14 protein-coding genes and 2 riboswitches are annotated in these 15568 nt (G+C 43.6%); of the genes, 12 read left to right on the top strand and 2 right to left on the bottom strand.

The annotated features are described in order from the left end of the window. Window positions 1–117: 117 nt before the first annotated feature. Window positions 118–208: riboswitch (glycine riboswitch) on the top strand. Between the two features lie 3 nt (window positions 209–211). Continuing rightward, window positions 212–292: riboswitch (glycine riboswitch) on the top strand. A 118-nt stretch (window positions 293–410) separates the two neighbouring features. The 3 genes from gcvT to gcvPB are packed head-to-tail and all read left to right on the top strand — an operon-like array spanning window position 411 to window position 4341. Then, on the top strand, window positions 411–1514 hold the full coding sequence (gcvT, locus tag F6X55_RS00800; RefSeq protein WP_026569967.1) for a glycine cleavage system aminomethyltransferase GcvT: 1104 nt from the start codon (window positions 411–413) through the stop codon (window positions 1512–1514). A gap of 24 nt (window positions 1515–1538) precedes the next feature. Then, window positions 1539–2885, top strand: a complete 1347-nt coding sequence (gene gcvPA, locus F6X55_RS00795) for an aminomethyl-transferring glycine dehydrogenase subunit GcvPA (protein ID WP_153461536.1) — start codon at window positions 1539–1541, stop codon at window positions 2883–2885. Next, on the top strand, window positions 2878–4341 hold the full coding sequence (gcvPB, locus tag F6X55_RS00790; RefSeq protein ID WP_026569969.1) for an aminomethyl-transferring glycine dehydrogenase subunit GcvPB: 1464 nt from the start codon (window positions 2878–2880) through the stop codon (window positions 4339–4341). Before gcvPA ends, gcvPB begins: the two co-directional genes overlap by 8 nt. Window positions 4342–4601: 260 nt before the next feature. Here the strand turns inward: gcvPB and F6X55_RS00785 are convergent, their stop codons facing one another. Beyond that, the gene (locus tag F6X55_RS00785) at window positions 4602–4994 is read right to left on the bottom strand and encodes a rhodanese-like domain-containing protein (protein WP_371068698.1); all 393 of its coding nucleotides are present in this window, start codon (window positions 4992–4994) and stop codon (window positions 4602–4604) included. Window positions 4995–5448: 454 nt separating this feature from the next. On the opposite strand from F6X55_RS00785, the gene F6X55_RS00780 reads away from it, so the two are divergent. The 3 genes from F6X55_RS00780 to fosB all read left to right on the top strand — a co-directional run bounded on the left by F6X55_RS00780 (window position 5449) and on the right by fosB (window position 9742). Continuing rightward, window positions 5449–8016 carry a vitamin B12-dependent ribonucleotide reductase gene (locus F6X55_RS00780; RefSeq protein ID WP_153461534.1) on the top strand — a complete coding sequence of 856 codons (2568 nt, stop codon included), beginning with the start codon at window positions 5449–5451 and terminating at the stop codon, window positions 8014–8016. A 161-nt stretch (window positions 8017–8177) separates the two neighbouring features. Further along, complete coding sequence (gene mntR, locus F6X55_RS00770) at window positions 8178–8600, top strand: transcriptional regulator MntR (protein ID WP_026771177.1); 423 nt, start codon at window positions 8178–8180, stop codon at window positions 8598–8600. Window positions 8601–9319: 719 nt separating this feature from the next. Then, entirely contained in the window at window positions 9320–9742 is a 423-nt protein-coding gene (gene fosB / locus F6X55_RS00765) for a metallothiol transferase FosB (RefSeq protein WP_026771178.1), read from the top strand. Between the two features lie 132 nt (window positions 9743–9874). On the opposite strand, the gene F6X55_RS00760 is transcribed toward fosB, so the two are convergent. Next, on the bottom strand, window positions 9875–10261 hold the full coding sequence (locus tag F6X55_RS00760; protein ID WP_026569973.1) for an SA1362 family protein: 387 nt from the start codon (window positions 10259–10261) through the stop codon (window positions 9875–9877). Between the two features lie 489 nt (window positions 10262–10750). Here F6X55_RS00760 and F6X55_RS00755 point away from each other — a divergent pair, with 489 nt between their 5' ends. The 6 genes from F6X55_RS00755 to spoIIIAB all read left to right on the top strand — a co-directional run bounded on the left by F6X55_RS00755 (window position 10751) and on the right by spoIIIAB (window position 15556). After that, window positions 10751–11269, top strand: a complete 519-nt coding sequence (locus F6X55_RS00755) for a YqhR family membrane protein (RefSeq protein ID WP_026569974.1) — start codon at window positions 10751–10753, stop codon at window positions 11267–11269. 59 nt (window positions 11270–11328) lie between these two features. Then, window positions 11329–11769 (top strand): type II 3-dehydroquinate dehydratase, encoded by a 441-nt coding sequence (aroQ, locus tag F6X55_RS00750; RefSeq protein WP_026771181.1) that lies wholly within the window; start codon window positions 11329–11331, stop codon window positions 11767–11769. 5 nt (window positions 11770–11774) lie between these two features. Beyond that, a complete protein-coding gene (locus F6X55_RS00745) occupies window positions 11775–12836 on the top strand; it encodes a M24 family metallopeptidase (RefSeq protein WP_026771182.1) in 1062 nt (353 codons plus the stop codon). A 25-nt stretch (window positions 12837–12861) separates the two neighbouring features. Continuing rightward, a complete protein-coding gene (gene efp / locus F6X55_RS00740) occupies window positions 12862–13419 on the top strand; it encodes an elongation factor P (RefSeq protein ID WP_026569977.1) in 558 nt (185 codons plus the stop codon). Between the two features lie 702 nt (window positions 13420–14121). Next, window positions 14122–15099, top strand: a complete 978-nt coding sequence (gene spoIIIAA, locus F6X55_RS00735; RefSeq protein WP_026569978.1) for a stage III sporulation protein AA — start codon at window positions 14122–14124, stop codon at window positions 15097–15099. Beyond that, window positions 15044–15556, top strand: a complete 513-nt coding sequence (gene spoIIIAB / locus F6X55_RS00730) for a stage III sporulation protein SpoIIIAB (RefSeq protein ID WP_153461530.1) — start codon at window positions 15044–15046, stop codon at window positions 15554–15556. Before spoIIIAA ends, spoIIIAB begins: the two co-directional genes overlap by 56 nt. Window positions 15557–15568: the final 12 nt, after the last annotated feature.

Below are 15568 nucleotides of genomic sequence, written 5' to 3'. Positions count from 1 at the left end.
GCTAATTGCTATGGTATAATGATGCTGAATTTAAAAAAGTGTAAACATTATGACAGAATCACCCTGGTTGCGACATCATCCTTATTATGTCCGAACACGGTTAATTTAATATAGCGAATGAATATAAGAGGAGAGACTATCTGTGATGATAGCGCCGAAGGAGCAAACATAATGTGAATCTCTCAGGCAAAAAGACTCTTATAGGACGCAGCTCTGGAGAGTGTTTACGCATGTAAACCACCTAAGAAGCAAGCCAATCGGATTGGCGAAACTTTCTGGTGAAAGGACAGAGATTTTCCTGATTGGGAGAATCTCTGTCCTTTTATGTTTGATTTCTGCAATGGTGAATGGCTGCAGACAATTGTATTCCGTTTTAATCCTGAATGATTACTTAAGAAGGAGTTGAGAGAATGACAGAATTAAACAGAACCCCTTTATTTGCTGAATATGAGAAAAGTGGAGCCAAAACCGTAAATTTCGGTGGTTGGGAAATGCCGGTCCAATTTTCCGGGATCAAGAAGGAACACGAGGCTACAAGAATGGCGGCTGGCCTCTTCGATGTTTCTCACATGGGTGAGATTCTTATAGAAGGCCAGAATGCAGAACGTTGTTTGCAAAAGCTTTTAACGAATGATGTAGCGAAGCTTACCCCAAAACGGGCTCAGTACACCATGATGTGTTATCCAGATGGGGGTACGGTTGATGATTTGATTGTTTATCAACTCGCCGAGAAACGTTATCTGCTTGTGGTGAATGCGGCCAACAGGGAAAAAGATTATCAGTGGATTCAGGAAAATAAAATCGAGGGGGTTTCTATAAAGGATATATCAGATCAGTATGTTCAATTGGCTATCCAGGGACCAAAAGCTGAATCCATCCTACAAAAAATGACGGAAATCGATCTCTCCGCGATCCGCTTTTTCCGTTTTGAATCGGATGTCCCGTTTAACGATGTAGAAGGAACAGCTATCGTCGCACGTACCGGATATACAGGGGAAGACGGATTTGAAATATACATAGAACCCGGCGCTGGCATACAACTTTGGAGAAAACTGCTGGAAGAAGGTTCGCCAGATGGCCTCCAGCCGGTCGGACTCGGGGCACGGGATACGCTCCGTTTTGAAGCGAACCTTGCACTCTATGGTCAGGAACTTTCTTCGGAAATAACCCCGATAGAAGCCGGTCTCGGTTTTGCGGTCAAGACCGAGAAAGAGGCTGATTTCATCGGTAAAGATGTACTGAAAAAGCAAAAAGAGGACGGACCGCCCCGAAAATTAGTAGGCCTGGAGATGATCGACAAAGGAATTCCCCGTACCGGCTATGCTGTATTTGCAGGGGAAGAGGAAATCGGCTTTATCACTACTGGTACCCAGTCACCGACTTTAAAGAAAAATATCGGCCTTGCTTTAATCAGGGCGAGTCATGCAACGCAGGGAGAAGAGGTTTATGTGCAGGTGCGTAAACGGCTGTTGAAGGCCAAAGTAGTTCCTACGCCATTTTATAAAAAATCTTAAACACATCGCTAAGGGGGAGATAAAATGGAGTTTCGCTATTTACCGATGACTGATGAAGATAAGCAGGAAATGCTGCGTACGATCGGTGTCGAATCAACGGATACATTGTTTTCCGATATACCTGAACAAGTGCGTTTTCAAGGGGAACTGGATATAAAGGAACCTACCAATGAACCAGCACTCCTGAAGGAGCTGGCTGATTTATCAAGACGAAATGTCAACTTAAAGTCACATGCTTCCTTTCTAGGTGCAGGGGTTTATGATCACTACATCCCGTCTATCGTCGATCACGTCATCTCACGATCGGAGTTTTATACAGCATATACCCCTTACCAACCGGAAATCTCACAAGGAGAATTGCAAGCCATTTTTGAATTTCAGACGATGATTTGTGAATTGACAGGAATGGAAGTGGCGAACTCATCCATGTATGATGGACCGACCGCTTTGGCTGAAGCAGGAACTCTCAGTGCATCGCAGACGAAGCGGAAAAAAATCCTTGTGGCAAATACAGTACATCCAGAGTCCAGGCAAGTGTTAGCTTCTTATGCAAAAGGGCAAGGACTCGATATAGTAGAAATAGGACATAAGGATGGAACGGTGGATTTAGAAGCTTTGGAGGCAGAAATTGACGAAAACACGGCGGGAGTCATTGTTCAGTATCCAAATTTCTTCGGACAAATCGAGCCGCTTGCCGAACTGCAGAGGTTGTTAGAAGACGAGAAAGCGATGTTCATTGTTTCCAGCAACCCATTGGCATTGGGATATTTGACCCCGCCTGCGGCATTTGGGGCAGATATCGTAGTAGGAGATACGCAAGTTTTCGGAATTCCGGCTCAATTCGGCGGTCCGCATTGTGGTTACTTCGCGACAACAAAGAAACTGATGCGGAAAGTACCGGGGAGGCTGGTCGGTCAAACTACCGATGAAGACGGCCGACGGGGGTTTGTACTCACTCTGCAAGCAAGAGAACAGCATATCCGCAGAGACAAGGCGACTTCCAACATATGCTCGAATCAGGCTTTGAATGCACTTGCTTCATCTGTAGCAATGAGTTCTTTGGGAAAGCAGGGCATCAAGAAGATGGCGTGGCTTAATATGCAAAAGGCCAGGTACTTACATCAACAGCTTAAAGAACAAGGGATAGAGAGCGTTCTTACCGGACCGTTCTTCAATGAACTGGTTGTCGATATACACATGCCTGTATCGAAGATGAATGAACGCCTGCTTAACAAAGGCTTTATAGGTGGGTATGATTTGGCGAAGACGTATCCTGAATTTCCTACTCATATGCTGATAGCAGTTACAGAGAATCGAAGTAAAGCGGAAATGGATGCCTTCGCAAAAGAAATGGGGGATATTCATGGATAAACAAGACTTTCCTTTGATTTTTGAACACAGCAAGGCGGGAAGAACAAGCTACAGCCTGCCAGAACTGGAAATCGAGGAGTTCGACTTGAAAGAGGAATTCGATCCGGTTTACATTCGCGAGGAAGCACCAGATCTTCCAGAAGTAAGCGAACTGCAGATTATCCGTCATTATACAGCTTTATCGAAAAGGAATCATGGAGTGGATTCAGGATTTTATCCATTAGGTTCCTGCACGATGAAGTATAATCCGAAAATGAACGAGGATGTAGCCCGCATGGAAGGGTTCAGCCATATACATCCGTATCAGGATCCCAAGTCGGTACAGGGTGCTTTGAAAGTGATGTACGATTTACAATCGTCACTCGCAGCCATCACCGGTATGCACGAGGTGACATTGCAGCCAGCTGCTGGCGCGCAGGGAGAATGGACGGGGTTGATGATGATCCGTGCTTATCATGAAGCAAATGGCGAACTGAACCGTACCAAAGTTATTGTACCCGATTCCGCCCACGGCACCAATCCTGCATCTGCCACGGTCGCCGGTTTTGAAGCGGTAACCGTGAAGTCCAACGAACATGGAACGGTGGATTTGGAAGATTTAAAACGTGTAGTCGGTGAGGATACGGCTGCGTTGATGCTGACCAACCCGAATACGCTTGGTTTATTTGAAGAAAACATTGTGGAAATGGCGGAAATCGTACACCAGGCTGGCGGGAAGCTTTATTATGACGGCGCCAACCTTAATGCAGTTATGGGGTATGCCCGCCCTGGAGACATGGGATTCGATGTCGTCCATTTAAATCTTCATAAAACTTTCACTGGACCCCATGGAGGTGGGGGACCAGGTTCAGGGCCGGTAGGAGTGAGTGAGGAATTGGCACGGTTTCTACCTAAGCCGATTCTGTCAGAAGCGAATGGGGAATACTATTTTGAAGAGGACAGACCAGATTCTATCGGCAGGGTAAAGCCTTTTTATGGTAATTTCGGCATTAATTTGCGGGCTTATACGTATATCCGGACAATGGGAGCGGAAGGATTGAAAAAGGTAAGCGAGTATGCCGTTTTAAATGCAAATTACATGATGAGGCGCCTGCAGGAAGAGTATGAACTTCCTTATACCCAACATTGCAAGCATGAGTTTGTGCTGTCGGGAAAACGGCAGAAGAAACTGGGAGTACGGACGCTTGATATTGCCAAACGGTTGTTGGATTTCGGTTACCATCCCCCGACCATTTACTTTCCGCTGAATGTGGAAGAAGCGTTGATGGTAGAACCAACTGAAACGGAGTCCAAAGAAACACTGGATGGATTCATTGATACCATGATCCAAATCTCCAATGAAGCGAAGAATGACCCTGAACTTGTCCAAGAGGCACCCTATCATACGGTTGTGAAGCGAATGGATGAGACGACGGCGGCCAGAAAACCCGTTCTCCGTTACAATAGACCACAATAAAAAGAAAGCGGCTATCCGAAATAAGGATAGCCGCTTTCTTTTCATTGTCTAGCTCCAGTGCCAACCCCCTGAGGTCTTAAGGCAATCCTCTGTGTGGCAAAGAAGCGCCACTCCGAGTTTCGCCTTAAGCTTGTCGGAGGCCCAAACGATGTGGGTCATGCAGGCGCTGCCACAGGACGTGGCGGTTTTAGCCTGTACTCTCTTTAAACAGCCGCTTGCGCTTTTGTCCTTATATCTTCGATCTCGAAGTGTCTTTCCTTTTAGTACTGGGTAGATTTTGATTTTTTGATTTTGCCGTTCCATTTTTTGAAACCGCCCTGAAGCTGATACAATTCGTTGTACCCCTTCTTGTTTAAAAGAATGGCAGCTCTTGCGGTCCTTGTACCATTTTGACAATACATATAGATTGGCTGGTCTTTCCTTAATTCGATCAAACGGTTCCGCAGCTGTGAAAGCGGGATATTCCTTGCCCCCAGGATGTGTCCCCCGTCGAATTCTTTCGGTTCTCTCACATCGATTAATTGGGCTTTCCGGTAGCCCTGACGGAATTCTTCTTCCGACAAGGTTTTCAGTATTTTTCTTTGTTTAAAATATCTATATATACCGAACCCTACGATCACAATTAGTAAAATTAGCAGAAATTCAATCCCCATCATCTGTTCCCCCATTTCTCTGTAGCGTCAACCTATATTATAGGCATGTTCTTCATATTTTTCAAAGGATAATTGCGTAACGCCATGTACGGCTGAACAGGGTAACGTTGAAAGTTGTCACAATAAAAATTTTTTCTTGTTTCCCTTCCTTTGTAAGCTTTCTATTTGGCGGTATTACGGGCTTCTGTTTCTTTCAACAAAATAAGCTAAAAAACGCAACTAATAAAAAAGGCGGTTTTTCAAAAAAATTGACCATTTTTCTTTTTTTATCTTTTATTTCCGTTTATAATTGCGGTTTCTCATCTTTGACAAACTTCGTTTGTTTCGTTCCATTTAACAATATATAGTATGTGTCAAAAAAACCGAACACAATATATTGTTTTATTTCTCGGTTATGTGGTAAATTGAATATTATACTTAAATGTTTTAAAGGGAAGAAGGAGTGATGCCATATATGAAAACCATCACAGAAGTAAACATGCAGATTAATGTCGAGCAATTAAACGAGGATATCGCTTTATTTGAGCAGGTACATCCAATAACCCCGGATATGAAAATCACCCATGAAGGTGTATCGCGTTTAGTAATGCTGGATAGGTACGCTTTCAAGGATACGGAGAAGGCAACGTTGAAGTCAGGCGATTTTGTCGTTTTGACCGTAAAGGCGGACCCTAAGTTTCCGGCGAGGGGATATGGGTTTGTCAAATCTATCGATTGGCAGTCAAAACGTGCCGAAATCCAGGTGGATAAGGACTTTGTGTCTGTGCTGGACGATCAGGAAGAAGCAAACACAGGCGTTGTCAGTAGATCATTGGATGTGATTGATAAACCACTCGAAATCTATTATGAACAAATTGCGAAGCGGAATGCTACAGGTCTGTCGAAGGTGGAAACAACAGAAGAAAAGCAACAGGAAGCCTTTGACCGCTTTTATCATGAATTATCCAATATGCATTTCATCCCTGCCGGACGCGTTTTATATGGAGCTGGGGCAGAAACAGATGTGACTTACTTCAATTGTTATGTCATGCCATTTATACAAGACTCTCGTGAAGGGATTTCTGATCACCGTAAGCAAGTAATGGAAATTATGAGCAGGGGTGGAGGTGTAGGCACCAACGGTTCTACATTGCGTCCACGTAACACTCTTGCACGTGGTGTCAATGGTAAATCTTCCGGTTCAGTTTCCTGGCTGGATGATATTGCGAAGTTGACCCATTTGGTGGAGCAAGGCGGTTCCCGCAGGGGAGCACAAATGATCATGCTGGCAGATTGGCATCCGGATATCATCGAGTTTATCATTTCAAAAATGCAAAATCCGAGAATTCTCCGATTTTTGATAGAAAACACAGAGGATGAGCAAATTAGAAAGCTGGCACAGGAAAAGCTGAAATTCACTCCGCTGTCACCAATTGAAATCGATCTGTATCAAGGCATTGTAAACTATAAAAACATGCCGGGATTGGGAGGCTTTACGGAAGCTGCTATCAAAGAAGCAGAAGAAAAGCTGAACACTGGAGGTACATACAGTGTTCATAATCCGGAATTCCTGACGGGGGCAAATATATCCGTATGCTTGACAAAAGAGTTTATGGAAGCAGTCGAAAAGGATATGGATTATGAACTGAGATTTCCGAATGTGGAAAGTTATTCACCGGAAGAGATGCGGGCCTATAACGAGAATTGGCATGAAACCGGCGATGTACGTCGATGGGAAGAACAAGGGTACGGTGTCCGGGTTTATCGCCGGATGAAAGCGAAGGAATTGTGGAACTTGATTAATATCTGTGCCACATATTCTGCAGAACCTGGCATTTTCTTTATCGATAACGCAAATGATATGACAAATGCAAAGGCTTATGGACAGCAGGTAGTTGCCACCAACCCTTGTGGAGAACAGCCGCTTGCACCGTATTCTGTATGTAACCTGGCTGCGGTAAATCTTGCATCCGTGGCCGATAAAGAAAATAAGAAGGTAGACTTTGAAAAACTTAAGAGCATTGTCAGAACTGGCGTAAGAATGCAGGATAATGTGATTGATGCCACACCATACTTCTTGGAAGAAAACAAAAAGCAGGCATTAGGTGAACGGCGTGTCGGTCTGGGAGTAATGGGACTGCACGATCTTTTGATTTATGCTGAAACGGAATACGGTTCGGCTGAGGGTAATCAACTTGTCGATGAAATTTTTGAAACGATCGCGACCACAGCTTATCGTACATCAATTGAATTGGCGAAGGAGAAAGGAAGCTTCCCGTTCTTGATCGGAGATACAGAACAAGAGACCAGGGAGCTGCGTGAAAGGTTTACCAAAACCGGTTATGTGAAGAAACTGCCGGAGGATATCCGTCAAGGCATCTTAGAGCACGGCATCCGTAACTCGCACCTTCTCACGGTGGCACCTACAGGAAGTACCGGGACCATGGTCGGTGTTTCTACCGGTCTGGAGCCATACTTCTCATTCTCCTACTTCCGCAGCGGCCGTTTAGGAAAGTTTATTGAAGTGAAAGCTGATATTGTCCAGGAGTATTTGGACAAGCATCCAGGAGAAGATGCCGACAACCTGCCGAATTGGTTTGTTACCGCTATGGAATTGGCACCGGAAGCGCACGCAGATACTCAATGCGTGATTCAGAAATGGGTTGACAGTTCTATTTCCAAAACTGTCAATGCACCGAAAGGTTACTCGGTTGAACAAGTGGAAAGTGTTTACCGTCGCCTTTATAACGGGGGAGCCAAAGGTGGAACTGTCTATGTTGATGGCAGCCGAGACACCCAGGTGCTTTCCTTGAAAGCGGAAGATAACAGCTTTGATGAGGAAGCAGCACACCAGAATGAAGCAGCTGACAACAAACCTCATGTCGTTTTGATGGATACCATTCATGAATTGGAAAAAACGAATGTGACGATTGGTTCAGAAGTCGGTGATACATGTCCTGTTTGCCGTAAAGGTACGGTGGAAGATATAGGTGGCTGTAACACGTGTACAAATTGCAACGCACAGCTGAAATGTGGTTTATAAACAAGCAAGGGGCGGCATCTGCCGCCCCTTCTCTTGTTGACGATGACCGTCATACTAGAAAATCAATACCCTGCGGTTATCAGCTTGTCTGCATGTACAAACTATTGTATGCTTTTACATAGAGGGAATAATTGGATTGAAGAAGCGAATGGAGGATTATAATGCCAACACCAAGCATGGAAGACTATATTGAGCAAATTTATCTGTTGATTGAATCGAAAGGATATGCACGCGTGTCTGATATAGCAGAAGCATTGCATGTTCATCCATCCTCCGTCACGAAAATGGTTCAAAAACTGGATAAAGATGAATATTTGAATTATGAAAAATACCGAGGACTGATACTTACTGCAAAAGGAAAAAAAGTTGGTAAGCGTTTAGTATATCGACATGAGTTATTGGAGCAATTTTTAGAATTGATCGGCGTAAACAAAGAAAATATTTATGAAGACGTAGAGGGAATCGAGCATCACTTAAGCTGGAATTCGATCGATCGTATCGGTGACCTGGTGCAATATTTTGAAGAAGATGATGCGAGAGTGAAGGAATTGGAAGCCATTCATCAAAAAGCGGAAAATCAATAAAGAACGCTAAAAAAGAAGTATTACATCTTTGATATAATACTTCTTTTTAATATAAGCTTTTACGGATTTGGAACGACTTAGCTTCTTATATCATAATAAATAGAAACTACTCCCTAACTGTATAGGGAACTTCCTTGCCTATTCAAAAAGAGTGTGACCCCCCGCTTCGGTAGCATACTTCGCTTTCCGCGGGCACGGCTTCAGCTAACTTGGTAAAGAAAACCGCTTTACCAAGTAGATCTTCAGCTCGCGCTGTTCCCGCAGGAGTCTGCGTATGCTACCTACGCTAAGAAGCATGCTGATTATCACCAAGCGTAGAAACTTTTCCTTGATGCCCAACAACCATCTTAAAAACGTTTGTCAGGAAATAGGTACTTCTTTTTCATAAAAGACAGTTGGAGTTCCCGTCTTTTCTCCTGTTCTTGGACTTTCTGTTTGTTTTCCTAGCTATGTCTTTTGATGGGACATTTCTTTAGTACCAAGCGAATCAAGAAACAATGTCTCGTACACGCGTTTCTAAACAGGAAGCTGTCCCTAGCGCAGGGTATTTCCGCAGCGCCGAACTACCGCTCAATAAAAGCAAGGAGTCAGGAAGACGCATTCAAACCATGTCGCAGTTTATATCTTTTGGCCCTCGTCTCCTAGGGAACAAAACCTGGCGGCAATGGTAGGGGATAGCGTTTATCGATAGTATCTTTACAAGAAAGAAGGTTGAATTGATGAAACTGCAAGGAATCAATCATTTACTATTTTCAGTAGCAGACTTGGAGAAATCGATTGATTTTTATCAGAGGGTGTTCGGGGCCAAACTGCTCGTAAAGGGGAGGAATACTGCTTATTTCGATTTGAATGGGCTATGGATTGCCCTCAATGTTGAAAAAGAAATTCCAAGGGGGGAAATTCATCAGTCTTATACTCATATCGCTTTTTCCATTGGAGAATCCGAATTCGAAGAAGCATGCAAAAACTTGGAAATGCTCGATGTACACATATTGGAAGGCAGGAGTCGGGATGAGAGGGACAAGTCCTCCGTTTATTTTACAGATCCGGATGGACACAAATTTGAGTTTCATACCGGAACCCTAAAGGATCGTCTGGAATATTATCGACAGGCTAAGCCGCATATGGAATTTTTTGATTAGCATAATTCCAGTGGTACTATCTCCACACAGGAATGCGAGGTTTTCCAGGGAACGCCTTTATAGAATATTTGATTTGGGCAGCGAGAAGCATATCCAGTCATTATCGAAAGGATCTCAATTAAAAAATCGAGCTTACAGAGAAGCTCGATTTTTGCGTTTGTGTTTATTTCCGTCGATCACCCGTAAATGGGTGGCGCGGGCCCGATTGTTTTTCTTTTGTTTCAGGAGTGGGGCATTCTTTTTAGCAGCCTGTGAAAATGTTTTTTTGCTGCCAGCATCTTCCCCTTTGTACTTCATCTTTGATTGTTTTACTGCCTTCTTATACTTTTTCAATTCATTCGATGTACGTTTGCGGATGAAAAAATAGTAAACGACCCCGTATAATGCAGCGCCGACCACCACCATCATGACCAAATTCATTAATAATCCGCTTGTATTAGTTAAAAGCTGAGCAGCAAAACCAAATATAGCAAGGCCGATCAGTAAATAAATAAAAAGGGACATCTTACTGCGAGTCATCTAATCAAGTCCTCCTTTCACCAGGGAAATAACCTTATTCGAATTCTCTTACTATCCTGTATACCACTACTGGAATATCTTTTAGCATCTTAATTGGAATTTTCCAAAGAAAAAGATTGGAACAACAAGGGTGGATGAATCAGGAAGCAGATTATCGAAATATAAGTACGAGAGCAGACTTCATTAATAACCTTTCCCGAAAAGTTGGATTTTACACCGGATACGGGTATTTTCTATCCAAAAGGTTGGGAAACGCTTGTTATCACTCATGAATAAATTCTTCCCCGACAAATCATAATTATTCATCAAAGCACATTATTTTCTGAAAGAATTCTCGATCCTTATCACGATGTGCAGGAATGATTCCTATCTTTATTTTACTAAAAAAAGATTCAGATAACTAGCGCATTTTTTTAGAGGCTTAGAATAATTACGTGGATGAAAAGGAAGGTTATTGGTCACTCTTATAAAAGAAGGTGGTGTTATCCCATGGATAAAGATAATGAAAAATTAGAGCAAAATAAACAAGAGAAAGCAGTGTCCTTTTTCCGTAAAGCCTTGTTCACTGGATTTTTCGGAGGTGTGTTCTGGAGCTTCATTGGATTTGTCGCCTCATTCTTCAATTTCACTTCTTATTCACCGGCAACTTTCATTCTCAGGTCCTGGTTGACTACAGCGTGGACCGATGGTTGGCTCGGTGAGTTGATTTCGATCTTTGTAATTGGACTGCTGTCGATGGGGACTGCCGCTATTTTTTATTTTTTTATGAAAACGGTAGAAGGAATCTGGCCCAGTGCGATTTTCGGTATCGCTTTATGGTTTCTGGTTTTCTATCTGTTGCATCCGATTTTTCCTACGGTCCCCCAAATGACAAGGCTGGACAGCGATACGGTGGTGACAACCATTTGTCTGTTTTTATTATATGGCACCTTTATCGGTTATTCGATATCCTATAATTATCAAGATGCGCAAAGAGCCGGAGGAAAAAATTATTCAAAGGATAGTTAATTATGATAAACTGGAAGGTGTTGTATCAGTATAGATGGTAAAGGGATGGGAAAGCTGCAATGAAACGATTATTACTGTTGAATGGTCCGAACTTGAACAGGCTTGGCAAACGGGAACCGTCGATTTATGGTTCGACGACCTTGGACGATGTGCATGCGGAGATAAAAGAGTTAACCGCGGCCTATGGTTGGGAATTGGACACTTTCCAGTCGAACCATGAAGGGGAGTTAATCGATTGTTTGCAAGATGCCGAGGATAAATACCAGGGGGTCGTTTTTAACCCAGGGGCGTATACGCACACTAGCATCGCCATCCGGGATGCAATCAGCGGTTTGGATGTCCCGGTCATCGAAGTCCATATTTCCAACATACATCAAAGGGAAGCTTTCCGTCATCATTCCATGCTTGCACCAGTATGCTATGGTCAAGTTGTTGGGCTGGGGACGACAGGATATCGTTTGGCAGCTTTAGCATTTCTGGAAGAAAACAAGAAAGGATGAAGATGATGGGGAAACTGGAGAAGCTGAGGCAGGCGCTAAAGGATCAAGAGCTCGATGCATTGTTGATAACGAGTGCACAAAACCGTAGATACATAACTGGATTTACCGGATCAGCTGGGGTTGTATTGGTGACTGTTGACAAGGCACTGTTTATCACTGATTTTCGCTATACGGAGCAGGCTGGAGAACAGGTGAAGGATTTTGAAATCATCGAACATAAGCAGCCGATTCATCAAGAAGTTGCCGAACAGGTGAAGAAATTGGGCAGCAGGAAGATCGGCTTTGAAAAAGCTGATCTGACTTATGGCCTTTTTGAGCAGTACCGTGATCAGATAGAGGCAGAACTTGTACCAACCAGCGGATTGGTTGAAAAGCTTCGTTTGATAAAATCTGCAGAAGAGCTTGATATTATAAAGTCTGCTGCACAGATTGCCGACGCCGCATTCGAGCACATATTGACTTTTATCAAGCCAGGGGTGAAAGAAATAGATGTTTCGAATGAACTTGAATTTTTTATGAGGAAGCAAGGGGCAACCTCCTCAAGTTTCGATATCATTGTTGCATCCGGTTTGCGTTCTGCTCTTCCTCATGGAGTCGCTTCCGAAAAGGAAATTCAGAAAGGCGAACTTGTTACCCTTGATTTTGGGGCTCTTTATAAAGGTTATGCTTCGGATATAACCCGGACTGTGGCTGTAGGAGCTATCAGTGATGAATTGAGATCGATATATAATACTGTTTTAGAAGCCCAATTAAAAGGAATGGAAGGAATAAAAGCCGGTATAACCGGAAAAGAAGCGGATGCATTAACAAGAGATTATATTGAAGAGAAAGGGTACGGTTCCTACTTTGGACACTCTACCGGCCATGGCCTCGGCCTGGATGTTCACGAAGGACCGGCGTTGTCTCACCGGAGTCAACAGGTTTTGGAAGAAGGAATGGTCGTGACGGTCGAGCCAGGGATTTATATTCCGGATGTCGGTGGCTGTAGGATAGAAGATGATACATTGGTAACCAAGGATGGAAATGAATCTCTTAGCTTCGCATCCAAAGAATTGATAACCTTATAGTTGAGAGATTGAAGGAGGAAATGACATGATTTCAGTAAACGATTTTCGTACAGGACTAACAATTGAAGTGGATAATGGTATTTGGCAGGTACTGGATTTTCAACATGTGAAGCCAGGCAAAGGTGCTGCTTTCGTCCGCTCCAAGCTGCGTAATCTGCGTAACGGTAACATCCAGGAGAAAACGTTCCGGGCTGGTGAAAAAGTAAGCCGTGCGCATATCGAAAACAGAAAAATGCAGTATCTATATGCTTCAGGTGACACACATACCTTCATGGATACCAACACTTATGAACAGTTGGAATTACAGGCAAACCAAATCGATTACGAACTAAAGTTCCTACGAGAAAATATGGAAGTGAATATTATGACATACGGTGGTGAAACATTGGGTGTCGAACTTCCTAACAACGTGGAATTGAAAGTGGAAGAAACAGAACCAGGCATAAAAGGGGATACAGCAAGTGGGGGCACAAAGCCGGCCCTTCTCGAAACAGGACTGAGCGTACAAGTACCGTTCTTCATCAACGAAGGTGATGTCCTCGTTATCAGCACTGCAGATGGAAAATATGTTTCCCGTGCCTAATACCTATATCGGATGATGCTAGATTAAAGAAGATGAAACAAACGCAAAAAACCGAACGATTACCAATTCGTTCGGTTTTTTGCGTGTTTCATAACCTTGCTTAGCAAAAAGCAAACTGTTCTATCCTTCGCCCGCCACCTGCATGTCTTCAGAAATGAATTGGAAAAGAAAAGTGTATTTTCTTGTTGCATCGATACGAAGCACCATCGAAAAACAGGCTAACATACAAATGAAAAACACCGTGCGAGCCACTCTGTTCAGGCTTTATGTTAGAGGGGATCGGGAAAGAACAGCAGAAGGTTACAGCCTCCTCACTAAGAGTCCTCTGAAAAATTAAAACAACATCCTTCTATCCCGGCCACACGATTCTGGGATTGCCTGGGGCATGCAGGATATAGTATTCAAGGATTCCCGCCGGACTACATTTTACCTCTTTCCTGAGCACTTCCCTTCACAGTCACTTTGCTTTATAACTGTTGACTTTAAATTTCATCAGCGGTTTCCCCAGTCACTCCTTTTCATTCTTTTTTTCTTACATCCGTGGTTTATCCTTTCAGTTTCTGTGCTTTTCGTTTGTCATATTTGAAGGTGTTCAGCATACATTGTTGGTAGGGGTTATAGAAGTGATACGAAGGGTTGCAAACCCCGGTTTTCATCACTTCCCATGAACTCAAAGTGTGTTGAAAAAGCGAGGGTGGTTTCATGGAAGAAATTTTACGGTTGTTTTCAGAACCGTCCAGGACAGGCCTTGCCAGGATCGTCGGCAAGAGATGGACAAGTCTTCAGGAAATAAGAATAAGGCTGTCCCGTCCGATTGAACTTATTTTTGACAATGGTAGTGAATGGGTGGATGGGCTGAAACCCATGAAGGAAGATGGCATTTTTCTATTGAATCAGATTAGTCAATTTTCCCTTTATCGCCTGGAGGATGAATTGCGCGAGGGGTTCATCACGATAGAAGGCGGTCATCGAATCGGTCTATCTGGCAAGGTGAATACAGTAAAAGGCGCAGTTAAAGCGATAAAGGATATTTCCTCTTTCAATATACGGATTGCCAAAGAAAAACAGGGAAGCGGGAAAAGGATCATTCCGTTTCTATATGAGAAAAATTACTTGAATACCTTGATTATCGGCCCACCGCAAACCGGGAAGACGACGATGCTGAGAGATATCGTGAGGTTGGTATCATCAGGCTGGGGACAAGCAGCAGGCAGGAAGGCGGCGGTCATCGATGAACGGTCCGAAATCGGGGGCAGTGTAGATGGAATACCACAACATGACCTTGGACCACGAACTGATATCATGGATGCTTGTCCAAAGGCAGACGGTATGATGATGATGATCCGGTCTATGTCACCAGAGGTTTTGCTTGTTGATGAAATCGGCAGCAAACAGGATGTACAAGCCTTGATGGAAGCGATTTATGCAGGGGTGAAAGTAATTTGTTCCATTCACGGTGATTATCTGCATGAATTGAAAAAACGCCCTTCTCTTCTGCCGCTTTTCGAAAGCAACGCTTTTCAACGATACATTGTGTTAGAGAGAAAAGCGACTCCCGGGACAGTGAAATGGATATTAAACGGAAACGGAGAGCGTATCGAGAGGAAACAGAGGTGCAGACAAAATGAAGTGGATAGGAGCGATTCTACTGCTTTGCGCAACTACGTGGGCAGGATTTGAATTTTCGAGAAAATTGACCGATCGGCCTTTGCAAATCCGTCAGTTGAAAAGTGCTCTTCAAATATTGGAGGCTGAAATTTTATACAGTCAGGCCCCATTGGGGGAAGCATGTGCAACCTTGGCAAAACAACTGCCGAAGCCAGTGTCGCTGTTCTTTCAATCGGTGCATGAAGACTTGCATGGCAGTACTACCGATCTATATCACATATGGAAAAACAATCTTGAACGGTTTTGGCCGCATGCAGCTTTGAAAGACAGCGAGAAGGAGATTTTGAAACAATTTGGCAGGACACTGGGACAGCATGACTTCTCCCAACAGCAAAAACATATTCAATTAGCGCTGACACATCTGGACAGAGAGCTGGAGGAAGCACAGGATCAACAGCTGAAGTATAGCAAAATGGTGAAAAGTCTTGGTTTTTTAACAGGATTATTAGTCGTCCTACTCTTGATATAGACAAGAAAGGAG

It is taken from the genome of Sediminibacillus terrae, from assembly GCF_009602435.1.
GTDB lineage: Bacteria > Bacillota > Bacilli > Bacillales > Amphibacillaceae > Sediminibacillus > Sediminibacillus terrae.
Note: the sequence above shows the minus strand (reverse complement) of the source record. Positions and strands in the feature narration are given on the sequence as shown.